Raw genomic sequence first — 22,816 nt, forward strand, 5'->3', positions numbered from 1 at the left:
TCATGCGGCCAAAATCAGACAGAAGGCGGGGGCTGTTCCCACAATTCGATCGCATTGCCCTCCGGATCGTGAATGCGGGCAAAACGGCCGACCTGCGGATCGTCCCATTCCGGCCTGGTGATGATCTCAACGTTGGCGGCGCGCAAGTCCTCCAGCAGCCCGTCAAGGTCCGACACGCGAAAATTGAGCATGAATGCCTTGTCGGCCGCGAAATAATCGCTGTCGGCCTTGAACGGGGCGAACACCATCGGCCCGCCCTGCGGCTGCCAGATCCACTCATTGGGCGTGTCGCCGGGATCGACCACGCAGCCGCCGCCGACATTCAGATGCGTGCGATACCAGGCGGCCAGCGCCTCGGGATCGCGCGAGCGGAAGAACAGGCCGCCCATTCCCAGCACCGGCATGGCATCGACTCCCCTTGGCTATGCCCCGCTGCACTAGCATGGCGGCCACGCCAAGTCATGCGGCGGGAACCGCAAGGCGCCCGGCTGGGTTTTCGCTCCATGCGAAAGATCGTCCCGCTCCTGCCGCTGCTCCTGCCCCTGTTGGCAGCGACCGCCTGCAACCGACAGGATGATCGGCAGGACCAGCAGCCCGGCGTCGTCGCGAACATCCTCGACCAGACTATGCCCGAAGTGGAGGACGGGCCGACGCCCGCCAACGCCATCACGCCGGTCGAACCGCCACCGGCGATCGACACGCCACCGCCGCCCGCCGCGCCCGGCGGCCTCATTCCCGTCGCCTTGCAGGGCAGCTGGACCGGCATCGACGAACGCTGCGGCGACCGCACCGCCGACCTTGAGCTGACCGTCGCGCCTGACCAGCTGGTCTTCCATGAAAGCGTCGGCACGGTGAAGGCGGTGCGGACGGGCGAGGATCGCCGGGTCGCGGTGGATGCGGCCTTTACCGGCGAGGGACAGAGCTGGACGCGGACGCTCCTGATGCGGCCCTCGGCCGACGGCCGGACGCTGACGATCATGAACGACGGCACGGCAGTGGTGCGCAAGCGCTGCTGATCCGGTCCGCTCGGCCAGGAAAGCCGCTTGCCGCTTTCCCCCGATCCAACTCCCCGCTACAGCCGCGCGATGATCGGCCGCCTGACCCTGAGCGATTTCCGCAACCATGCGGATGCGCTGATCCTGCCCGATCATGCCTTCATCCTGCTGACCGGCGACAATGGCGCGGGCAAGACCAACATATTGGAAGCGGTGTCGATGCTGGCGCCGGGGCGTGGCCTGCGCGGCGCGCCGCTCCGCGCCATGGCGCGGCAGGACGGCGGCGGCGGCTTCGGTGTCGCGGCCGAGGTCGACGGGGTGGTGCTGGGCACCGGAGTCGCCCCCGCCAGTCCCGACCGGCGGCAGGTGCGGATCGGTGGCGTCGCCGCCTCCGCCAATGCGCTGGCCGATCATCTCTCGATCGTCTGGCTCACCCCGGCGATGGACCGGCTGTTCCTCGACAGTCCGGGCGGGCGGCGGCGCTTCCTCGACCGGCTGACGCTGGCGCTGCATCCGGGCCATGCCGCGCACAGCGCGCGCTATGATGCGGCGATGCGAGCGCGCAACCGGCTGCTGACCGACGTGCGCCGCGCCGATCCGGTCTGGCTGACCGCACTGGAAGCGCAGATGGACGAGCATGGTGCGGCGCTTGGCCACGCGCGCGCCGACCTGGTGGCGCGGCTCAACCATGTGCTGGCCGACCAGCCCGACGAACCCTTCGCCCGACCGCTGATCGCGATCGAGGGCGACGAGGCGGGCGACGAGCCGCTCGCCCCCCGGCTGGCGCGCGAACGGCGGCGCGATGCGGCGGCGGGGCGCACCCTGTCCGGCCCGCATCGGCATGACCTCCACGTCACCCATGTCGCCAAGGGGCAGGCGGCCGCCCTCTGTTCGACCGGGGAGCAGAAGGCGCTGCTGCTCTCGATCCTGCTCGCCCATGCCGCCCTGGTCGCCGCCGACCGGGGACAGCCGCCAGTCCTGCTGCTCGACGAAGTGGCGGCGCATCTCGACCCGTCGCGACGGGCCGCGCTGTTCGACCGTCTGGCCGCGACCGGGGGACAGGTGTGGATGACGGGGACCGAATCCAGCCTTTTCAGCGATTTGACATCGGCCACCCGCCTCACCGTAACCGCCGGACACGTCTTTCGTTCCGCAACATAACGCATCGACAAAACGACTCGTCGCCCCGCGCTTGTCGGTTCGTCCGCGCTCTGCCCTAAGAGCCTCAACGGGGTTAAGCTCTTAAAAAGTCGGGGTCGCAATCGGATGTTCGTAAGTCTTCGCGCGGTTTTCGCGGCATCTGTCCTTGCACTTTCCACCCTGATCGCCCTCCCCGCCAGCGCCGGCACCTTGCAGTGCGCGCCCTTCGCCCGTCAGATGTCGGGCATCGACATCCACGGCAACGCGAACAGCTGGTGGGGCCAGGCCGAAGGTCGCTACGCCCGCGGCCATGAACCGCGCGTCGGCGCCGTCCTGTCCTTCTCGTCCAGCCGTTCGATGCCGGTCGGCCATGTCGCCATGGTCAGCAAGGTGGTGAGCGACCGCGAAGTGCTGCTGACCCACGCCAACTGGTCCTATCGCGGCGGCATCGAGCGCGATGTCCGCGCCGTCGATGTCTCGCCCAACAATGACTGGACCGACGTGCGCGTATGGTATGGCCCGATCGGTGGCCTGGGGCTGCGCTCCAACCCGGCCAACGGCTTCATCTATGCCGACGCGCCGAAGGTTTCCGACCAGCCGGTCCGCATCGCATCGGCCGAAACCGCCGGCGGCGCTGCCCTGCGCGCTGCTTTCTAGAGCGTTTACCTTTTCCCAATCATCCCGGTTCTAGGATCGTCCCCGGTGGGGCGATTCTTGACATTGCGGGATCGCAAATGGTTCGAAAGACGATCTGGGCAGCCGCCTTGCTGCTGTCCGGGCTTATGGCTGCGCCTGCCTTCGGCGCGGCGATGTTGCAATGCGTGCCCTATGCCCGCATCGTGTCGGGCGTGGAGATACGCGGCGACGCGCTGACCTGGTGGGACCAGGCCGAGGGGCATTACAAGCGCGGCCATGAGCCGAAGAAGGGCGCGGTGCTGGCGTTCCGCCCCCATGGCCCGATGACGCTCGGCCATGTCGCCGTGGTCAGCCGGATATTGGACGACCGGCGCGTGCTGATCCGGCACGCCAACTGGTCGGCGCCCGGCGCGATCGAGGAAGATGTGCTGGCGATCGACGTATCGGATGACGGCGACTGGAGCCAGGTCCGCGTCTGGCACAGCCCGACCGGGCAAATGGGCGCACGGACCAATCCGACCTATGGCTTCATCTATCCCGCCCGGGCGAAGCTGCGCGATTTCACCCCCGACCCGTCGCTGGGCGACAGCGTGCGCTTCGCGACGCTGGGCGGGGATGGATGGGCCGGCCAGACGGCGCCGGCGGCAAAGGCGCCCCGGCAGACCGCGCCCAGGCTGGAGACCGATCTGCGCGTCGTGGCATTTGCCGACAGCGCCCCGGCGGAACGGACGCTGAGCGCGATCATCGCCGATGTGAAGCGCGGCACGATGATGAACTGAAAGAGAAAAGGGCGCCCGTCGATGGCGCCCCTGTCCCGTCGATTATTCGGCGTCGGCGGCCTTGTCCTCGGCGCCTTCGGCCGGCTTCTCGAACCAGGCCTCAACCTCGCCGTTCAGCTTGATCGTCAGCGGATTGCCATGGCGGTCGCGGGTCTTGCCGGCGGCGACGCGAATCCAGCCTTCGGAAATGCAATATTCCTCCACATCCTTGCGCTCCCGGCCCTTGAAGCGGATGCCGATGCCGCGCTGAAGCACGTCCATGTCGAAATGGGGGCTGCGCGGATTGGTGGACAGATGGTCGGGAGGCGTATCGCTCATGGTCGGATTCCTTGAAATGCTGGGCCGCGCCTAGCGTCTGCGGCCATGGGTCGTCAACCGCCGCGCGGGCCATCGACATCGCAGAAGATGCGCCGGATGACCCCCTGGTCCAGCCAGGCGGCGAAACGATTTTCCGCATCGGCGACGCCCGCGAAAGGATAGGCGACCGGGCGCTCGTCGATGGCGCGGCTGGCGCTGGTGAGGCGGGCGACGGCATCGGGCGCCGTGGTCAGGATGCGGCCGCGCCGGTCGGTCGAAGCGCTGTTGACGCCGATCACATGCCCGTCCTCGGCGAAGATCGGGCCGCCGCTGATCCCCGACAGGGTGCCGTCGCCCTCCGGGATGCGCGCGCGCTCGGCCCAGGCCAGCACCGGCTGGGTCAGCTCGCTCCGCCCCCGCCGCGCGCTCGCCGCGCCGATCAGTTCCGATACGACCAGCGTCGGCTCGCCCGCGGGAAAGCCCATATGATAGCCCGGCGTGCCCGGCTGCGGCGTGTGGTCGGACAGGGGCAGAGCATCGGGACTGGGCAATCCGTCGCGGACCAGCGCGGCGTCCGCCTCCCGGCTTTCGACCACCCGCGACACCGGGCTGGCATAGCGGCCATCCTCCAGCCCGATGCGGTTGCAGCCATGGGTGACATGCTCGGCGGTCAGCCAGGCGCCGTCCCGGTCGACGGCGAAGGCGGTGCCCATCGAATCGGCCGGGCCGCCGGGCCGGTCCTCGATCACGAACTGCTCGTCGCCCCATTGCGGCAGCGGACGGCGCGGCGAACGCGGATCATATTGCTCGACCTGGAGCGGCGGCGCGATGTCCTGCCCGAACCAGACCACGAGCAGCAGCGCGCCCAGCGCGAAGGGCAGACAGCCGCACCCTCCCCGCGCCTTGGAACGCGCCATCGGTTCAGCCCGCCACGGCCGCGGCGGTGAGGCAGGCGATCGCCGCCTTCATCATGGCCAGGAAGATCGCGGCCGATCGCTCGTTCGCCTCGATCCGGGCGGACAGCGTGCCGAGCAGGAAGTCGACCAGGCGGAAGGCGATGAGTTGCAGCACCAGCGTGACGCTGCCCCAGATAAGGATGTCCCAGATATTGACCGATCCCGCCAGGCAGAAGCCCAGCGGCACGGCCAGCCCGATCGCCGCCCCGCCAAGGGAAATGGCCGCGGCCTCGTTCCCGGCGCGGATCAGCGCGAATTCGTCGTGCGGAGTTATCCACAGGTAGATGGCAAGCGCCGCCAGCCAGACGAGGGTGGCGGTGCCAAGGTGCAGCAGCAGGATGGGCAGGCCGGACAACAGGCTCTGGATCACGGGCATGGGATCGGTCATGCCGGTGCAATGCCGGAAACCGCCTCCGGGTTCAATCGGCGCACATCATTCCCGGTCGGGCGTGGAGCCGGGACTCGCCTTGGCGCGCCCCGACTCCTCCAAACCGACCGAAGCGTCAGCGGCAGATCCGCACCCGCACATTGCGGTCGCGATAATAGTCGTAGCGCCAGTCGGTCCAGCAGCGCTGGCGGTAGGCATAGCGCCGGTCATAGCCGCGATGGCCCCGCCAGTCGCGACGGTCGCCACGCCAGTGCCGCCGGTCGTCCCAGCGCCGGTCGTCCCAGCGCCGACCTTCCCAGCGACCATCCCGATCACCGCGCCAGCCGTCGCGATAGTCGTGGGCCTGGGCCGGAACCGCCGCCGCGCCAAGGCCGGCAGTGGCCAGGGTCAGCGCCGCCACGCCCTTCCAGAAAAATCTCATGTCGCTCTCTCCTCTTCCACCCCCGCGCGGGGGCATGAGAGGGAGAATGCGCGTCACCGACTGAACCGGCCGCGAACATGGCTGTCAGCCATGGTTAAGGGATCAGCGGCCGCGCAGGGCCGCTTCCGCCTCCAGCATATATTCACGGGTGATCGGCAGGCTGTGGCGGTCGCGCACATACTGGACCTGGTAATTCACCATGCCGCCATGTTCGAACACGGTCGCCGCGCCGGCCAGGTAGAAGGTCCAGAGGCGGAAGAAACGTTCGTCATAGAGGGCGACGATATCGGCCTTGTGCGCCAGGGTCCGCTTGTACCATTCGCGGATGGTCAGGCCATAATGGATGCGCAGCACCTCCACGTCCGTCACCATCAGGCGCGTGCCCTCGCTGCCGCGGATCATCTCCGACAGGGCCGGGATATAGCCGCCGGGGAAGATATATTTCTGGGTGAAGGCATCGGTGATGCCCGGCCCGTCCACGCGCCCGATCGTGTGGATCAGCATCACCCCGTCGGGTGCCAGCAAGTCGCGGCACTTGTTGAAGAAGGTGCGGAAATGGGCGGTGCCGACATGCTCGAACATGCCGACCGACACGATCCGGTCGAACGGCCCATCCATGTCGCGATAGTCGATCAGCTCGAACCGGACATGATCGGCGACGCCTGCCTCCTCGGCGCGTTGGCGCGCCACCTTCAGCTGCTCTTCCGACAGGGTGATGCCGGTCACGTCGACGCCGCAGGTGCGGTGGAGGTAGAGCGCCATGCCGCCCCAGCCGCAGCCGATGTCCAGCACCTTCATGCCCGGCTTCAGGTGCAGCTTGGCGGCGATATGCGCCTTCTTGTCCTCCTGCGCCTGCTCCAGGCTGATCCCGGCCTCATTGTCCGCATCGGGATAATAGGCACAGCTATATTGGCGGTCGCGGTCCAAGAACAGGGCGTAGAGCGCGCCCGACAGGTCGTAATGATGGGCGACATTCGCCTTGGACCGCGACTTGTGGTTGATGCGCCAGAGCTTCTGGCGGACGCTCTTGAAGCTGCGGTTGAGAAAGGACTTGGCGTCGATCGAGCGCCCCTGCTCCCAGGGATTGTTGGCGCGGATCATGGACACGAATTCCATGATGCCGCCACCCTCTATGCCCACGCGGCCGTCGATCCAGGCTTCGGCCATGCCAAGGCGCGGGTCGCGGATGATGTCGAGCGGCACGCGCCCGTCCCTGAAACGCAGCGCCAGATTGGGAAAGGCCGGATCGGGCCGACCGACCGTGAAGCTGCCGCCAGTATGATAGTAAACCGTCAACTGGCCACGGCGAACCAAATGCTTGAGAACACGTTCAAACAATTTCATGCCGCTACCCTGTCATGTCGTTTTGCGAGCGTCAAATGCCGGCATACCAGTCATAACCGGCATGGTCCTCCCAATAGCCGCCCTTGCCCTTGCCGATCGCGGCCAGGCTCTCGACCGCCTCGATCCGCATCAGATATTTGGCCTGCTTGTAGCCCAGTTGCCGCTCGACCCGCAGCCGCAGCGGCGCGCCGTTGGCGACCGACAAGGGCCGGTCGTTGAGCGCGAAGGCGAGGATGGTCTGCGGGTGAAAGGCGTCGATCAGGTCGATGCTTTCATAATAGGGTTGCCCGCCGCCCATGCTGTCGGCGCAGTGGAAGACCAGATAGCGCGCCCGGTCTCGCAGCCCGGCACCGTCGAGGATCGTCCCGAGCGGCACCCCCCGCCATTTGCCGATCGCGCTCCAGCCCTCGACGCAGTCATGGCGGGTGATCTGCTCGCGATGGGGCAGCCGTCGCAAATCAGCCAGCGGCAGCGACAGCGGCCGCGCGACCAGCCCGTCGACCCGCAGCCGCCAGTCGGCGAAGCCGCCGCGCCACAGCGCCTTGTAGGCCGGCGTGTTCGGATTGGCCGTGCCGTTGGCGCGAAAGACGGGGGATATCTGGTCGGGGCGGAACTCCCGCGCAAGCGCGTCGCGCGCCATCAGGCTGCGCTGCGCCCATTTGTGGAAATTCTCGGCCGAGAACAGGGCCTCGCGAAAGCCCTCGTTCCGGACCAGTCGGTCGCAGCCGGCGAGCGAGGCGGTGGCCCCCAGCAGCAGCCCGCGGCGGGTAAGGATCATCGCCCTTCCCCCGGCAGGCGGTAGCGCCCGGTGATGATCGAGCGCAGTTCGTTCAGCGGTCCGGCAAGCAGCACCATGAGGATATGGACGAGGAAGAAGGCGACCAGCGCGAAGGCGGCGAGGAAGTGGAGCGACCGCGCCGACTGCCGCCCGCCGAACAGATCGACCAGCCAGGGCCAGGCCGCGTTCATCCCCGGCGACATGGTAAGGCCAGTCAGGATGACCAGCGGCAGGAGCAGGAAGATCACGCCGATGTAGCTCGCCTTCTGGAGGATATTGTAGCGCAGCGCCGCGACGCCCGTCGGGAAGCGCAGCCGGGCATGGTCCCTGATGTCCCGCCAGACATGACGCGGCGCCAGTTCGCCCCTACGAAAGGCGAGGTCGTCGGCGACATGCCGGTTGGCGAGGCTCCACACCATGTAGAGCAGCAGCGCGAAGGCGAAGATCGGCGCGGCGGCCAGATGCCAGTGGCGCGACAGCGCCAGGCTATAGTGGCCCGGCAAGGTGATCCAGCCGGGAAAACGCTCCAGTTCCAGCCAGGCATGGTCGAAATTGGCGCCATAGTGCCCCCAGTAGAGGCGGGGATGCGCGTTGAAGATGCCAAGGCCGCTGGTGAACAGCACATAGAGCAGCAGCGCGTTCAGCCAGTGCCACAGCCGCGTCGACAGGCGGTGGCGCCTGACGATCATGCCTGCGGTGTCGGGCCGGCTGTCCATGTCGCGATCCTATCGGATATTTGCCGCCCGTCCATAGGCGTCGCCGTCGGGCGATCGCAGCACGTGATGTAACCGTTTTGCAACACAAGCATCGAAATTGATTGAAATAAAGATCCGCCCCCTTTGCAACTCTATCTGGCGATCCTAGATGGCCACTGCGCGGTCATGATGCAGATCGCGCTCTTGGCTCTCAGATAATGGAGAGAAAAGAAGCAGGAGGAATCGTGAGAATAAATTCATGATTGCTTGGCATCAAACCTGAACGCCGGATTAATACCTAAATCGCGGCGACAAGATAAATATCGAGGACTTTATGAAGACTGTGATTTTCGCAGCGATTGCTGCTGCCACCGTTGTTTCGGCTCCTGCCTTCGCTCAGGACGCTGCGCCCTTCACCGGGCCGCGCGCGGGCGTGACCATGGGCTATGACAAGATCGGCGGCGAAGAAGGTTTCGCCTACGGCGTCACCGCCGGTTACGACCTGGCCCTCGCGCCGCGCATCGTCGGCGGCGTCGAAGTCAGCCTGGGCGACAGCACCGTCGATGACAGCGGCCTGGATGTCAGCCGCGATCTGGCTGCCTCGCTGCGCGCCGGCTATGTCGTGACCCCGCGCGTCCTGGCCTTCGGCAAGGTCGGCTATGCCACGACCCGTTTCGAGGTCGCCGGTGACGGCGCCGCTCTCGAAGGCGTGCGCTACGGCGGTGGTCTGGAATTCGCCGCGACCCCGAACACCTACATCTCGGCTGAATATCAGCGCACCGAATATGAGCAGAACATCGGCGGCCGCGATGCCGCGATGGTCGGCGTCGGCTTCCGTTTCTGATCAAGCCTTTCTGATCCCTCTCAAGATCAGGTAAAGCGAAGGGCGGTCCTGCGAGGGGCCGCCCTTCTGCTATGCGGGAAGCGCCATCCGGTCCGGCGCCACCCATTCCCGCCGCGCCGCCGCCGACATCAGGCGGTCCTGCGACCAGTAACCGAACAGCCAGTCCTTGTCGCCAAGCGGCGAGGCCATCAGCGCGGAATGGGCGCAAGCCGGCGTCACATCGCGCGGCAGACCGGCCAGCAGGCAACGCGCCATGTGCAGCGACGCCTGGGTAATCGTCTCATGATAGCCGGCCGTGTCACTGTTCACCCCGCCCACGCTTTCATTGTAGCGCCGGATCATGTCCGGCATGTCCTGCTCGGGCTGCACATCGGGCCGCCTGAGCATCAGCCAGAGCGCGGTCGCGAAGTGCGCTTCATGGGTCCAGCGCGCCTTGGGCAGGGTGCAGGCCAGAAAGCCCTGCGCCAGCCGGTCGATCTCGTCGTCGGTCATCGTCTCTTTCCCCAAAAGAAAACCCCGCCGTTTCGGGCGGGGTCTCGTCTGCGCTTCACGCGCCTGTCGTCAGCCCCGGATCATCCAAGCGCGGCTTGCTTCTCGTCGGCCAGGCGGCGCATATCCGCCTTGCTCTTCTTCTCGCTCGCCGATTTCAGCTGGCCGCAGGCCGCCATGATGTCGCGCCCGCGCGGCGTGCGTACCGGCGCGCTGATGCCGCCTTCGAACACGATGTCGGAAAAGCGCCTGATCCGTTCCGGGGTGGAACACTCATAATCGGTGCCCGGCCAGGGGTTGAACGGGATCAGGTTGACCTTGGCCGGCAGCTTGTAGTGGCGCAGCAGGCGCACCAGTTCGCGCGCATCTTCGTCGCTGTCATTCTTGTCCTTGATCATCACATATTCGAAGGTGATGCGGCGGGCGTTGTTGGCGCTGGGATAGTCGGCGCAGGCCTGAAGCAGCTCCTCGATCCCGAACTTCTTGTTCAAGGGCACCAATTCGTCGCGCACTTCCTTGGTCACGGCATGAAGCGAGACGGCGAGATTGACGCCGATTTCCTCGCCCGCGCGCGCCATCATGGGGATGACCCCGCTGGTCGACAGGGTGATGCGGCGCTTGGACAGGGCCAGGCCGTCGCCGTCCATCACCACCTTCAGCGCGTCACGCACATGATCGAAATTATAGAGAGGCTCGCCCATGCCCATCATCACGATGTTGGTCAGCATCCGGCCGTCCGACGTGTAATGCGACGCCTCGTCCGACTCATCGTCATTGGCGCTGGCCATGTTACCACGCGGCCATTCGCCCAGCGCGTCGCGCGCCAGCATCACCTGGCCGACGATCTCGCCGGGCGTCAGGTTGCGCACCAGCCGCATCGTGCCGGTATGGCAGAAGCTGCAATTCAATGTGCACCCGACCTGGCTGGACACGCACAGCGTGCCCCGATCCGCATCGGGAATGAAGACCATTTCGTAATCCTGCCCGTCATCCGACCGGAGCAGCCATTTGCGGGTGCCGTCGCTCGACACCTGCGCCTCCACCACCTGCGGGCGGCCGACGACGAAGCGCTCGGCCATCCAGCCGCGCATCGGCTTGGCGAGGTCGGTCATCGCCTCGAAATCGGTGACGCCGCGATGATAGAGCCAGTGGAACAGTTGCTTGGAGCGCAGCTTGGCCGCCTTCACGTCCAGCCCCGCTTCCTCCAGCGCGCCCTTGATCTGCGGGCGCGACAAGCCCATCAGGTCGACCCGCCCATCCTCGCGGGGCGTGACCGCGCGGGGCACGGGCACAGGGTCGATATGGCCGGGAATCGGCATCAGGGGGCTGGCGACTGTCTGCATGGCCGCGCACATAGTCGATTTTCAGCACATTTTCAAATCAGCGCAGTTTCGCGCATCCCAATGCCGCCGCGTCGACCGCCGTCGCCGCGCCGCGCAGGGCATAGCTGTCGGCGAAGGCACGCCCGTCCGCGCCCACCGTCTGCACGCTCATGCTGCTGGCCGATCGCATGGCGGCGATGATCTGCGCGTCGGTGCGCGCGTCCGGTGCCCAGGCGTCGACCTGCCCGGCGACCAGGGTGAAGCGGCGCTCGCCAACACTCAATGTCACCGCCGCCTGGGCCGCCCGCGCGCGGCTCAGGCGGATATGCACCTGCCCGCGCACCCGCTGGCGGGGCCAGTTGCCGACCGACGCGAAGCCCCTGCGCGCCTGCCCGCGCCGCACGACCGGCTCGGCGATGGCATAGCATCGCGGCCCGTTCCGACCGGCGCCGGGATCGCGAAACGCCCCCCACCCCTCGAAAATGCCGAGCGAATCACGCGCCATGGCGGGCGCGGCGCACAGCAGGAGCAGGGTTGAGAGGAATAAGGCGCGGCGCATTGTTCCGGCAAAGCCCAAGCCGTCCCCATTTGCAACCCCGTCGCCTGACGAAAGGGTGAAGGCGGCGCTTGCAGGGGCCGCAACAGCGGTTATGAAGAAGCATCCATCATTGTCGCCGGGATTCGACTTCGATCGCGGCATTTGCACAAAAAGAAACGGACAGAACAGGGACATGAAGGCCACCATCGAACGCGCAACGCTCCTCAAGAGCCTGAGCCACGTCCAGTCGGTGGTCGAACGGCGGAACACCATTCCCATCCTGTCCAACGTGTTGATCGAAGCGTCGGCCGACGGCGCTATCAAGCTGATGGCGACCGATCTCGACCTTCAGGTCGTGGAAAGCATATCGGCGCAGGTCGAACAGCCCGGCGCGACGACCATCTCCGCCCACACCCTGTTCGACATTGCCCGCAAGCTGCCCGAGGGCAGCCAGGTGTCGCTCCAGGCGGCCGAGGGCAAGATGCTGATCCAGGCGGGCCGCGCCCGGTTCAACCTGTCCACCCTGCCGCGTGACGATTTCCCGGTGATCGCCGAGGGCGACCTGCCGACCAGTTTCGAACTGCCGGCCGAAACGCTCAAGCAGATCATCGACAAGACGCGCTTCGCCATCTCGACCGAAGAAACGCGCTATTATCTGAACGGCATCTATTTCCATGTGTCGGAAGATGCCGCTTCGGGGGGCCAGCCTGTGCTCAAGGCCGCCGCCACCGACGGCCATCGCCTCGCCCGCGTCACCGTGCCGCGACCCGACGGCGCCGAAGGGATGCCCGGCATCATCGTACCCCGCAAATGCATCGGCGAACTGCGCAAGCTGCTGGACGAGGTCGAAGGCTCGGTCGCCATCGCCCTTTCCGCCAGCAAGATCCGCTTCGGCCTGGGCAGCGCGATCCTGACCAGCAAGCTGATCGACGGCACCTTCCCCGATTATAGCCGCGTCATCCCGACCGCGAACGACAAGCTGCTCAAGATCGACCCGCGCAGCTTCGAGGAAGGCGTGGACCGCGTTGCCACCATTGCCACCGAAAAGACCCGCGCGGTCAAGATGAGCCTCGACCGGGACAAGATCACCCTGTCCGTCACCAGCCCCGAAAATGGCACGGCGGCCGAGGAAGTGCCCGGCGCATTCCAGGGCGAAGGCTTCGACATCGGTTTCAACGCCCGGTATCTGCTCGACATATTGGGCCAGATCGACAGCGACCTGGTCGAATTGCACCTGGCCGATGCGGCGGCGCCGACGCTGATCCGCGAAAGCGACGCCAGCCCCGCGCTTTACGTGCTGATGCCGATGCGCGTGTAGCGCTTTTCGCGGCACTGTCTGTCTCGTCGTCGCCTTTATTGGCGGCGGCACAGTAATTCTCTGTCAACGACTGCCGATTAGAAGAAGGCGCATGTCCCCCATGCGTGCTTCCCTGTCCGATGGCCTGACGAGTCCCATCACCCTGATGATGGCGCTTGGCCTGGCGCGCAGCGGCACGGAAGTCGCGGCCTCCTGGATTTCCGGCGCCTTCGTCCATATCGCGCGCCTGTGGCCGCTGATCCTGCTCGCCAAGATCTGCGTGCTCGCGCTGCTGAACCTGCCCTTCTATCGGGCGGGCGACGTATATCAGGCGATCATCCTGGCGACGATGCTGCTGGTCGACGGCACGCTGATGCTGCTGCCCCACCGCGAACGCTTCCAGCGGCTGATGCCCCATGTCCAGAACTGGCTGATGCTGCCGCTGGTCTTCCTGTCGGGGTTGAGCTTCAGCCTTTGGCTGAACAGCGAGCCGTTGGCGGCGTCCGACGCCATCTTCCTGGCGGCGGTGCCCGAACTCGCGGTGGCGCTGCTCGCCGTCTGCATCTTCGGCGACAGGCGCCTGCTGGGGATCAGCTATTTTCTGGGCGCGCTGCTGGTGTCGGTGGTGGGAAAGACCGGCATCACACAGATCGGCCTGTTGACCAGTTGCGTGTGCGTGATGGCGATCGCCACCATCCGTCAGGCGACGGCGGATCGCGACCGGGCTATCGAGCGCCACCGGCTGGACATGCGCGCCCAGCGCGCCGACCGGCTGCTGCGGGAACATGAGCGCAGCGGGCGCGGCTGGTTCTGGGAAACCGACCGGCAGGGCTGCCTCACCTATATTTCCGACACGCTGGCGCAGACGCTGGAGGCGCCGAGCGGCGGGCTGATCGGCCGCCCCATCACCGACATCATCCGCCAGGGCGACAAGCAGCAGGGTGATGGCGAGCGCACGCTGGGCTTTCACCTGTCCGCCCGCACCGGCTTCGCCGACATCGCCGTCTGCGCCGCACTGGCCAGGGAAGAGCGCTGGTGGTCGATCTCGGGACAGCCGGTCTTCAACGAATATGGTCAGTTCCACGGCTTTCGCGGGTCCGGGACCGACCTCACCGAGATGCGCCGCAGCCAGGCGGAAGTGACCCGGCTGGCCCAGTTCGATTCGCTGACCGGCCTCGCCAACCGCATCCAGATGCTGCGATCACTGGAGCAGGCGGTCGCCGAACGCCGCGGACGACCTGGCGATTGCGCCTTGCTCATGCTCGACCTCGACCGGTTCAAGAGCGTCAATGACACGCTGGGCCATCCCGCCGGTGACGCGCTGCTGCGCCAGGTCAGCCAGCGGCTCCAGCGGGTGGTGGGCGACATGGGGCTGGTGGGGCGGCAGGGCGGCGACGAATTCAAGATCCTCCTGCCCGGCCATCATGAACAGGCGACGCTGGCGCAGCTGGCCCAGACCGTCATCACCGCCATTTCGCAGCCCTATTCCATAGAGGGGACGGCGGTGGTGATCGGCGTGTCGATCGGCATTTCCTCCTGCCCGCAGGACGGCGTCACCGCCGACGCGCTGATCCGCAATGCCGATCTCGCCCTCTATGCGGCGAAGGGCAATGGCCGGGGCGTCCATCGTTTCTATTCATCGGACATGCACGCCGATGCGGAGGACCGGCGCAAGCTGGAGGAAGATCTGCGCCATGCGCTGGCCGCCGATGGCCTGCACCTGGCCTACCAGCCGGTGGTTTCGTCCAGGACGGAAGAGATCACCGGCTATGAGGCGCTGTTGCGCTGGGACCATCCGACCCGTGGTGCTATCTCACCGGCCCTGTTCATACCCATTGCGGAGGATAGCGGCCTGATCGCGCCGATCGGCGAATGGGTGCTGCGCACCGCCTGCCGCGATGCCGCGCAATGGCCGGAGGGCATCCGGGTGGCGGTGAACGTGTCGCCGACCCAGTTCGCCAATCCCGGCTTCCCCTCCACGGTGATGAACGCCCTCGCCGCGGCGCAACTCGCGCCCGAACGGCTGGAGCTGGAGATCACCGAGAGCGTCTTCCTGAACGACGACGCCGGCACCGATCTGATGTTCGCACGGCTGAAGGCGCTGGGCGTCAGGCTGGCGCTCGACGATTTCGGCACCGGCTATTCCTCGCTCGGCTATCTGAAGAAGGCGCCGTTCGACAAGATCAAGATCGACCAGAGCTTCGTGCGCGGCGCGGCGATCAAGGGCAACCGCAACAGTGCGATCATCAAGGCGATCGTCAGCCTGGCCGAGGCGCTGGGCATGGACACCACCGCCGAAGGCGCGGAAACGCAGGACGAACTGGACCTGATCCGGCAGCTGGGCTGCAGCCATATCCAGGGCTATATCTATGGCCGTCCCAAGCCCGCCGACGCCGTGCTTATCGCCCATCGCGGCGGCAATGTCGGGGCCGCGCCCAGCGGCTTCCAGTCGAGCCGGCCCGAACGCAAGTCGATGCTGCGCACCGTCGCGGTCCATCATGACGGCCATGTCTATACCGGGCGGGTGCGCAACATCTCCGCGACCGGCGCCCTGATCGACGGGCTTTGGAACGTGCCGCCCGGCACGATATTCGCGATCGAACTGGGCGACCGCGTGATGGTCGACGCCACCGCGCGCTGGTCGAAGGACGACCGGATGGGCGTGGAATTCGCAAGGCCGGTCGACATCGCCACCCTGCGCCAGCCGCCGCCCCGCTCGCTGGCATCCTGACGACCGGCTGCGGACGACGACTCTGATCCTATCTAGTCGGGAAAGGCGGGCGTATCGCCATTGTGGCTTCCATCTTCCTTGCCGATGACAAAGCGGACCAGCTCGATACAGCCCGTCGCGCCGGAGGATGAAGCAACCTTGCGCGCCGCGCGGATCATCTGCATGGCCTGTTCGCCGAAGGCTGCGCTCGGTTCGCTGGCGATTACGCGGCTGTTGCCAGTCTCGCCCCAAGGCGCGACATCATAGGCGACCACCGCCCATCCCTCGATTGCGCGACGACGATAGGCGGGGGGATATGTCAACCGCGGCGCTATCGCCCAGGGCCGGTCGCTGGCGCAACTGGCGTCTACGGAACGCTGACCAGCGGGAGGGGCGGGCGCAGCCACGGTCGCGGGAGAACGCCAATAGGGATAGAGACAGCCCGTGCGTGCGCCGCCAGTGAAGCGCGATGCGTTCATCGCCTTGATCGAAGCGGCATCCAGCGCCCGATTGCCCGTACCCTCGACGATGCGCGCCCGGATGGGTCGACCCTTCGCATCCAGATCATAACCGACCATCGTCCAGTCGCGCGCGCCCGGCGTCGCGGGCAGGGCATCGAAATCCGGGAATTGCCGGTTGAGCGGCGCAGGGCGGGGCGCGGCCATGCAGGTGGAATTGGCGGGGGCCATGCGCTTCCAGGCGGCGGACGGCAAGGCACCCGAAATCGGCGAGAGGCTATAGGCCATCAGATCGGCGACCGGCGCCTCGTCAAGCGGGCTCGCCTGCGAACGATATTCCAGGTGGCAATCGGTGCGCGCCCGTCCCGCCGCAAAGCGCGAGGCGGCCAGCGCCGCGCCGACATCGTCGGCCGTGGCGGCCAATCGCTGCCCGCCGTTATTGGCGATCGACAGCGGGCGGCCCTGTTCGTCGATGCGGAAATGATAGCTTTGCGTCGGGCTCGGCCGGGCAAAGCCGATGCTGACGAAGGGCTGCTGCAAGCGGACGACGCTGACTGCCCCGTCCGTGCAGCGCGCCTCTCCGGGGATCCAGCGGATGAGTTGGCGCGTGCCGTCCGCAAAGGGAGGCGGAGGGGGGACGGAATGTACCGGCGTCGCTATCAGCGTCATGCAGATGGGAGCGACGGCAACCAGGATCGGCAACGGCTTCATGGATAGGAGCCTATGCTCCTTGCATGACGCCAGCAAGACGGCAACTGCCTGCCTTTCAATGGAAATCCCGCGATCCGGGCAAGATCCGCACGTTGCGCGGATGGCTGGCGGCGCGCGGGTGCGGACGGGAGTCCTGGGCTTCCGGCTGCATCAGCCGGTTCAATTCCCCGCTGCGATCATGCACGCGGGTCGCCATCAGATGGACGACGCCCTCCTTGCTGCGCTGGATCTCGCCTTCCACCAGCATCAGCCGGCTGGCCATGACGGGACGGCGCTGCATTTCGAACAGCCGCGCCCACAGCAGGATGTTGGTGATGCCGGTCTCATCCTCGATGGTGATGAAAACCGCATTGCCCTTGCCGGGCCGCTGCCGCACCAGCACCACGCCCGCCACCTTCGCGCGCGCGCCATTTTTCGCGGCACTCGCCTGCGCGCAACTCATCACGCCCTCGGCGGCGAAGACCGGGCGCAGAAACTGCATCGGATGGCCCTTCAGCGACAGGCGGGTGACGGCATAGTCGGTCGCCACCTGCTCGGCGACGGGCATGGCGGGAAGCTGCGCGTCCGGCTCCGCGCCCAGTTCGCGCGCCTCCCCGTCCCGCACCCGCGCCGCCGCGAACAGCGGCAGCTCGTCCGACGGCGTGCGCCGCGCCTCCCATAGCGCCGTGCGCCGGTCCTGTCCCAGCGACCGGCAGGCGTCGGCATCGGCCAGCAGCCGCAGCGCCCGCGCCGGCAAACCCGCCCGCCGCGCCAGATCCTCGATGCTGGTGAACAGCCCGCCGTCCGCGCGCGCCGCCACCAGCTGCTCCGCCCAGCTTTCGCGAAACCCGTCGACCTGGCGAAAGCCCAACCGAAGCGCCAGCGCCCGCCCGGTTCCTTCTCCCCGCTCGCGCCGCCGCAACCGCAGCAGCGGCTCCAGCCCATTGTCCCACGCGCTCATATTCACATCGACATCATGGACGGCGACGCCATGCTCACGCGCGTCGCGCACCAGCTGCGCGGGCGCGTAGAAGCCCATCGGCTGCGAATTGAGCAGCGCGCAGGCGAAGACCGCCGGCTGGTGGCACTTGATCCAGGCCGACACATAGACCAGCCGCGCGAAGGAGAGCGCATGGCTTTCGGGAAAGCCATAGCTGCCGAAGCCCTCGATCTGCTTGAAGCAGCGCGCGGCGAATTCCTCCGTATAGCCGCGCCTGGTCATGCCGCTGATCAGCTTCTCGCGAAAATGATGGATGGTGCCCAGATTGCGGAAGGTCGCCATGGCGCGGCGTAGCTGGTTGGCTTCGGCATCGGAAAATTCCGCCGCTATGATCGCCAGCTTCATCGCCTGCTCTTGGAACAGCGGCACGCCGAAAGTCTTGCCCAGCAGCTGCTTCAATTCGTCCGCCGGACCATGGCCGGGGCCGGGCGAGGGATAGTCGATCTTCTCCTCGCCGCAGCGCCGGCGCAGATAGGGATGCACCATGTCGCCCTCGATCGGACCGGGCCGCACGATCGCGACCTGCACCGTCAGGTCGTAGAGGGTGCGGGGCTTCAGGCGCGGCAGCATGTTGATCTGCGCCCGGCTCTCCACCTGGAACACGCCGATGCTGTCTCCCTTGCACAGCATGTCGTAGACGGCCGCATCCCCGGACTCCAGGTCCACCGCCAGCTGATGGTCGCCCAGCCCCTGCTCGCGCATCAGGTCGAACGCCTTGCGGATGCAGGTCAACATGCCGAGCGCCAATATGTCGACCTTCATCAGGCCCAGCGCGTCGATATCGTCCTTGTCCCACTCGATGAAGCTGCGGTCGGCCATGGCGGCATGGTGCAGCGGCACCGTCTCGTCCAGCCGGTTCTGCGTCAGCACGAAGCCGCCGACATGCTGCGACAGGTGCCGGGGGAAGGGCGCGTCGAGCAGCTGGCCGACCAGCGCGCGCAGCTGCACCATCTGTGGATTGTCGAGCGCGAAGCCGGCCTCGCCGACACGCTTTTCGTTCATGTCGCGCGAATAGCTGCCCCAGATGGTGCCGGACAGGCGGGTGACGACATCCTCCGACAGGCCCACCACCTTGGCCACCTCCCGGATGGCGCTGCGCGACCGGTAATGGATGACGGTCGCCGCAATACCGGCGCGATGGCGGCCGTAACGCTCATAGATATATTGCATCACCTCCTCGCGCCGCTCATGTTCGAAATCGACGTCGATGTCGGGCGGTTCATCCCGCTCCTCCGACACGAAGCGGGAAAAGAGCAGGTCATGGCGTTGCGGATCGACCGACGTGACGCCCAGCAGGAAACAGACCATCGAATTGGCCGCCGACCCCCGCCCCTGGCACAATATTCCCTGCATCCGGGCGAAGGCGACGATGTCGTGGACGGTCAGGAAATAATAGGCATAGTTGCGCGCGCCGATCAGCCGGAACTCCTCGTCCAGCAGCCTGCGCACCGCAGGGGGGATGCGCGGCCCGTAGCGGGCATGGGCGGCGCTGATCGTCAGTTCTTCCAGCCATTGCTGCGCGGTCCAGCCTTCGGGCACCGGCTCGTGCGGATATTCGTAGCGCAACTGCCCGAGATCGAAATGGACCCGCGACAGCAACGTGATGCTTTGCGCCACGGCGTCCGGGCAGGCGCGGAACAGGCGCGCCATTTCTGCGGGGTCATGGACATGCCGCTCGGCATTGGCTTCCAGCCGCCGCCCCGCCCCCGCCAGGGTCACGCCCTCGCGGATGCAACTGAGCACATCCTGTAACGGCCGCTGCGCCGGGCTGGCATAGAGCGCATCCATGGTGGCGAGCAACGGCACCCCCGTGCGCGCGCCCAGCGCCATGAAGTCGGCCAGCCGCCGCGCATCGCGCCCGTCGCGCCGCAGCGCCGCCCCCAGCCAGACCCGGTCCGGCGCAAGCCGCGACAGGCGGGCCAGCAACGCTTCCAGATCGTCGGGACGCGGCGGCGGGACCAAGCTCAGATGCCCCTGCCGGATCGCCTCGCCATGGGCGCGATCCTCATGTTCATACTCGACCGGATTGTCATGCGCCTGCTGCGGCGTCGCCGTGGAACGGGGCATCACGATCAGCAGCAGATCGTCCAGATAGGCGGTCAGATCCTCATAATATAGAATGCAATCGCCCTTCACCGATCGCAGATTGCCGACCGTCAGCAATTTGGTGAGTTCGCCCCAGCCGCGCCGGGTCGCAGGATAGGCGACGATATCGGGCGTCCCATCGGAGAAGACCAGCCGTGCGCCGGCCACGACCCGCAGATCCATCTGGCAGGCGGCCTCCTCTTCCGCCGTCAATTCGAGCGCCTCGCCCCTCTCCTTCTTTTCTTCCAGCAATGCCGCCCGCGCTCGCACCGGCGCATCCCGTCTCGCCTTCCACGCCCGCACCACCCCCGCCACCGTGTTACGGTCGGCAATGCCGATGCCGGCCAGGCCCAGTTCCATCGCCCGCGCGACCATCTCGGCGCCATGCGATGCGCCGCGCAGGAAGGAAAAGTTGGTCGCCGCCACCAGTTCGGCAAAGGGCGGCGCGGCTTGCCGCGATGGGAGATGGGGCCGCTCGCCCTTCGCCTTTTCCCGCGCCGCCTCGATCGCGTTCCATTCGCGCCGGTCGATCGATTCGGGCTTTGTCGGGTCGGGATAGCCCTTACGCCGATGTCCCGTCTCGCCGCTCATGCGAACAGGCCGTGGATATACCAGCCCGGATGCGCCTCCTCCGCCCCATACAACCCGTGGCGGAAGATCCAGTAGCGCCGCCCGCGCGCATCCTCGACGCGATAATAATCGCGGGTGCGGCCACTGCTTTCTCCTTCGATCGCGCCATCCTTCGCTTTCCACCATTCGGGCGCGATCCGTTCCGGGCCCTCGAAGCGGATGATGTCGTGCAGCGTGCGCCGCCAGCGGAAGCGATGCGGCGGGCCGTCGGGCACCTGCGCCACCACCTCGATCGGCTGGGGCGGGTCGAACAGGTGGAGCGGGCGCATCGGCGGATCGCCCGGATCGCCCGCCACCTCCCGGCTTTTTGGCCAATTTTCCGGCGCGCGGCTTTCCACCGCCGGCAGCGCGAGTTGCGCCTGTTCGGGAATATGGCTGTCGCTGGCCGCAAGCCGCTGGATGCGCGCGCGTCCGGCGCGGATCGACAGCCGGTCGACCAGCGCGGCCACGCTATCCTCGCGCCGCGCCTCTCCCCCTTCCAGCGCCAGTTGCGTGGGCGCCAGCCTCTCCGCCTGCGGTACGGTGAGGCGCAGCATGTCAAAGCCGAAGCCCGGATCGATCGGGTCGGACAGCGCGTCGATCCGCTCGCGCATCAGCCGCAGGATGGCGGGCGCGTCGCGCACCGGCAGGCTGGTCTCGACCCGCAACGGGAAGGCGAGGCCGTCGCTGCGGAAGAAGACCGCCTCGAACCGCCGCCCGCCCTCGCCGCGTTCGGCCAGCCGCTCGCCCGCCTCGGCGGCCATCTCCTCCAGGATCTTGAGCGCATAGGCGGTGCTGCCCAGCGGTTCGGCAAAGCGGCGGTCGATGCGGACGGCGGGGCGCGGACGGCGGGGACTGAGCGGGCGATGCCCCATCCCCAGCAGCGCGTGCAGCGCGTCGACCGCCGCTTCGCCGAACCGCGCGGCGAGCCCCGCGGCAGGCCGGGCCGCAAGGTCGCCCACCGTGCGCAGACCCGCCCGGCGCAGCGCCACCGCACTGTCCGCCTCCAGCCCCAGCGCCTCCACCGGCAGGCGGCGCACGGCGGCATCCTCGTCGGGCGCGGGCGGGCCGGGAAAGCGGGCAAGCGCATGGGCGGCCTCCGGGCTTCCCGCGATGGCGTGGCGCACGCGCAGCCCATGCCGCGCCAGCCGCGCCGCCGCCTCGGCGGCGAGCGCCTCCTCCCCGCCCCACAAATGGCCGCAGCCGCTGATGTCCAGCATCAGCCCGTCGGCGCCGTCGGGCGCGGCATTGGGTGTGTAGCGGGCGCAGCCGTCGCACAGCCGTTCCAGCCAGTCCTGATCGGCATGGGGATCGGCATCGAAAACGCGCAGGTCCGGCTCACGCGCCCGCGCATCCGCCAGCATCATCCCCGGCGTCAGGCCGATCGTCAGCCCGTCGGCATCGACCGCCGCCAGCCGCATCGCCCCGCGCACCGCCTCCACGACGATGGCCGGCCCATCTCCGTCCGCCCCGTCAGCCCCGACCGCCCACAGATCGGGCCGCATGATCCGCAGCCGGTCGATCGGCAGGAAGGGGAAGCTGAGCGCCAGATAACGCCGCACCGGCGTCGCCGCTTCGCTGTTCTGCATCATGGCGTTCATCGCCCGCGTCTCCGAATATCCCCCGCTCCCTGTCCCATATCAGCCGCCATGCCTGCCCGTCCGTCCCCGCCCGGCGGCGCAGCAGGGTGAGGGCGAAGCTGGTCTGGCCCGGCGCATTGCCGGGCAGGGGCGCAGAGGGCGCGGCGGCCACCCGCCAGCGCGTTTCGGCCGCGCTCGGCGCCGGCTCGGCATCGATGCGCAGCACCAGCGCCGTGACGCCCGATCCCTCCGCCGCCAACGCCAGCCGCCGACTAGCGGTCAGGTCGAGCAGGGGCGCCCGCCCCCGCAATTCGATCAGCAACGCACCCAGCGACGGACAGCGCAGCGCATCCACCGCCGCGCGCAGCAGCATCGCCTCGTCCGCCATGACACCGAGCAGCAGCCGGTCGGGGTCGATCCCCAGCGCGGCGAGGCCCGGTCCATAGGGATGCCCCCCCGCCTTCCCCGCCGCCACGGTGCGCAGCCACAACAGGGGGGCGTCGCCACTCGCCTGCCCGCACCAGAGCAGGGACAGGCCGGCCGCCGCCGCCGCGTCCGCGTTCTCCCCGAACAGTTCATGCAGCCGCCCGCGCGGCAGGCCGCCGCCCAGCGCCGCGTCCAGCCCGTCATGCCCGCTTGGAAAGCGGGCGCAGGGCTGCGCCGCTGGCGCGCGGTCCAGCGATGCGATATGCCGCTTCAAGGCGGCGAGGCTGTGCAGCGACTCGCTCATGATATTTGTTCCTGTTATGTTCTTATCGTCCACAG

The 22,816-nt window shown here is 67.5% G+C and carries 22 protein-coding genes; 7 read left to right on the top strand and 15 right to left on the bottom strand.

The features are described 5' to 3' along the window. Positions 1-14: 14 nt before the first annotated feature. The gene (locus K3M67_RS12340) at positions 15-404 is read right to left on the bottom strand and encodes a VOC family protein (RefSeq protein WP_285831602.1); all 390 of its coding nucleotides are present in this window, start codon (positions 402-404) and stop codon (positions 15-17) included. A 99-nt stretch (positions 405-503) separates the two neighbouring features. Between K3M67_RS12340 and K3M67_RS12345 the strand changes: the two genes are divergently transcribed. The 4 genes from K3M67_RS12345 to K3M67_RS12360 all read left to right on the top strand — a co-directional run bounded on the left by K3M67_RS12345 (position 504) and on the right by K3M67_RS12360 (position 3,550). After that, entirely contained in the window at positions 504-1,016 is a 513-nt protein-coding gene (locus K3M67_RS12345) for a hypothetical protein (protein ID WP_285831603.1), read from the top strand. Between the two features lie 69 nt (positions 1,017-1,085). Next, on the top strand, positions 1,086-2,156 hold the full coding sequence (gene recF, locus K3M67_RS12350; protein WP_285832939.1) for a DNA replication/repair protein RecF: 1,071 nt from the start codon (positions 1,086-1,088) through the stop codon (positions 2,154-2,156). Positions 2,157-2,261: 105 nt separating this feature from the next. Beyond that, the gene (locus tag K3M67_RS12355; protein ID WP_285831604.1) at positions 2,262-2,792 is read left to right on the top strand and encodes a CHAP domain-containing protein; all 531 of its coding nucleotides are present in this window, start codon (positions 2,262-2,264) and stop codon (positions 2,790-2,792) included. 77 nt (positions 2,793-2,869) lie between these two features. Next, a complete protein-coding gene (locus tag K3M67_RS12360) occupies positions 2,870-3,550 on the top strand; it encodes a CHAP domain-containing protein (RefSeq protein ID WP_066859568.1) in 681 nt (226 codons plus the stop codon). Positions 3,551-3,592: 42 nt separating this feature from the next. On the opposite strand, the gene K3M67_RS12365 is transcribed toward K3M67_RS12360, so the two are convergent. The 7 genes from K3M67_RS12365 to K3M67_RS12395 all read right to left on the bottom strand — a co-directional run bounded on the left by K3M67_RS12365 (position 3,593) and on the right by K3M67_RS12395 (position 8,450). Further along, positions 3,593-3,868, bottom strand: a complete 276-nt coding sequence (locus K3M67_RS12365) for a DUF3297 family protein (RefSeq protein ID WP_066859569.1) — start codon at positions 3,866-3,868, stop codon at positions 3,593-3,595. A gap of 53 nt (positions 3,869-3,921) precedes the next feature. Continuing rightward, positions 3,922-4,764: a S1 family peptidase gene (locus tag K3M67_RS12370; RefSeq protein ID WP_066859570.1), complete on the bottom strand. Its 843-nt coding sequence runs from the start codon at positions 4,762-4,764 to the stop codon at positions 3,922-3,924. A gap of 4 nt (positions 4,765-4,768) precedes the next feature. Further along, the gene (locus K3M67_RS12375; protein ID WP_066859571.1) at positions 4,769-5,191 is read right to left on the bottom strand and encodes a DUF350 domain-containing protein; all 423 of its coding nucleotides are present in this window, start codon (positions 5,189-5,191) and stop codon (positions 4,769-4,771) included. Between the two features lie 115 nt (positions 5,192-5,306). After that, on the bottom strand, positions 5,307-5,612 hold the full coding sequence (locus tag K3M67_RS12380) for a hypothetical protein (protein ID WP_285831605.1): 306 nt from the start codon (positions 5,610-5,612) through the stop codon (positions 5,307-5,309). Positions 5,613-5,714: 102 nt separating this feature from the next. Next, a complete protein-coding gene (locus tag K3M67_RS12385; RefSeq protein WP_285831606.1) occupies positions 5,715-6,956 on the bottom strand; it encodes an SAM-dependent methyltransferase in 1,242 nt (413 codons plus the stop codon). A gap of 31 nt (positions 6,957-6,987) precedes the next feature. Further along, positions 6,988-7,734, bottom strand: a complete 747-nt coding sequence (locus K3M67_RS12390) for a molybdopterin-binding protein (RefSeq protein ID WP_285831607.1) — start codon at positions 7,732-7,734, stop codon at positions 6,988-6,990. Continuing rightward, positions 7,731-8,450, bottom strand: coding sequence for a cytochrome b/b6 domain-containing protein (locus K3M67_RS12395; protein ID WP_066859575.1), 720 nt, complete (start codon positions 8,448-8,450; stop codon positions 7,731-7,733). The genes K3M67_RS12390 and K3M67_RS12395 overlap by 4 nt, the downstream gene beginning before the upstream one ends. A gap of 313 nt (positions 8,451-8,763) precedes the next feature. Between K3M67_RS12395 and K3M67_RS12400 the strand changes: the two genes are divergently transcribed. Continuing rightward, positions 8,764-9,273: an outer membrane protein gene (locus K3M67_RS12400; protein ID WP_066859576.1), complete on the top strand. Its 510-nt coding sequence runs from the start codon at positions 8,764-8,766 to the stop codon at positions 9,271-9,273. Positions 9,274-9,342: 69 nt separating this feature from the next. Here the strand turns inward: K3M67_RS12400 and K3M67_RS12405 are convergent, their stop codons facing one another. From K3M67_RS12405 to K3M67_RS12415, 3 genes are all read right to left on the bottom strand, one after another. Next, positions 9,343-9,765, bottom strand: coding sequence for a hypothetical protein (locus K3M67_RS12405; RefSeq protein WP_285831608.1), 423 nt, complete (start codon positions 9,763-9,765; stop codon positions 9,343-9,345). An 80-nt stretch (positions 9,766-9,845) separates the two neighbouring features. Then, entirely contained in the window at positions 9,846-11,105 is a 1,260-nt protein-coding gene (gene rlmN, locus K3M67_RS12410; RefSeq protein ID WP_066859831.1) for a dual-specificity RNA methyltransferase RlmN, read from the bottom strand. Positions 11,106-11,142: 37 nt separating this feature from the next. After that, on the bottom strand, positions 11,143-11,643 hold the full coding sequence (locus K3M67_RS12415; RefSeq protein ID WP_285831609.1) for an invasion associated locus B family protein: 501 nt from the start codon (positions 11,641-11,643) through the stop codon (positions 11,143-11,145). A 172-nt stretch (positions 11,644-11,815) separates the two neighbouring features. On the opposite strand from K3M67_RS12415, the gene dnaN reads away from it, so the two are divergent. Next, positions 11,816-12,940 carry a DNA polymerase III subunit beta gene (gene dnaN / locus K3M67_RS12420; RefSeq protein WP_066859579.1) on the top strand — a complete coding sequence of 375 codons (1,125 nt, stop codon included), beginning with the start codon at positions 11,816-11,818 and terminating at the stop codon, positions 12,938-12,940. A gap of 91 nt (positions 12,941-13,031) precedes the next feature. Further along, positions 13,032-15,650 carry an EAL domain-containing protein gene (locus K3M67_RS12425; RefSeq protein WP_285831610.1) on the top strand — a complete coding sequence of 873 codons (2,619 nt, stop codon included), beginning with the start codon at positions 13,032-13,034 and terminating at the stop codon, positions 15,648-15,650. 32 nt (positions 15,651-15,682) lie between these two features. On the opposite strand, the gene K3M67_RS12430 is transcribed toward K3M67_RS12425, so the two are convergent. Genes K3M67_RS12430 through K3M67_RS12445 form a run of 4 tightly spaced genes read right to left on the bottom strand, consistent with a single transcriptional unit; the run spans position 15,683 to position 22,781 of the window. Beyond that, on the bottom strand, positions 15,683-16,798 hold the full coding sequence (locus tag K3M67_RS12430) for a TonB family protein (protein WP_285831611.1): 1,116 nt from the start codon (positions 16,796-16,798) through the stop codon (positions 15,683-15,685). A 55-nt stretch (positions 16,799-16,853) separates the two neighbouring features. Further along, entirely contained in the window at positions 16,854-20,453 is a 3,600-nt protein-coding gene (locus tag K3M67_RS12435) for an error-prone DNA polymerase (RefSeq protein WP_285831612.1), read from the bottom strand. After that, positions 20,450-22,063 (bottom strand): Y-family DNA polymerase, encoded by a 1,614-nt coding sequence (locus tag K3M67_RS12440; protein ID WP_285832940.1) that lies wholly within the window; start codon positions 22,061-22,063, stop codon positions 20,450-20,452. Before K3M67_RS12440 ends, K3M67_RS12435 begins: the two co-directional genes overlap by 4 nt. After that, a complete protein-coding gene (locus K3M67_RS12445) occupies positions 21,945-22,781 on the bottom strand; it encodes an ImuA family protein (protein ID WP_285831613.1) in 837 nt (278 codons plus the stop codon). The genes K3M67_RS12440 and K3M67_RS12445 overlap by 119 nt, the downstream gene beginning before the upstream one ends. Between the last annotated feature and the right edge of the window lie 35 nt (positions 22,782-22,816).

This window comes from Sphingobium sp. V4 (assembly GCF_029590555.1).
In the GTDB taxonomy this organism is placed as follows: Bacteria; Pseudomonadota; Alphaproteobacteria; order Sphingomonadales; family Sphingomonadaceae; genus Sphingobium.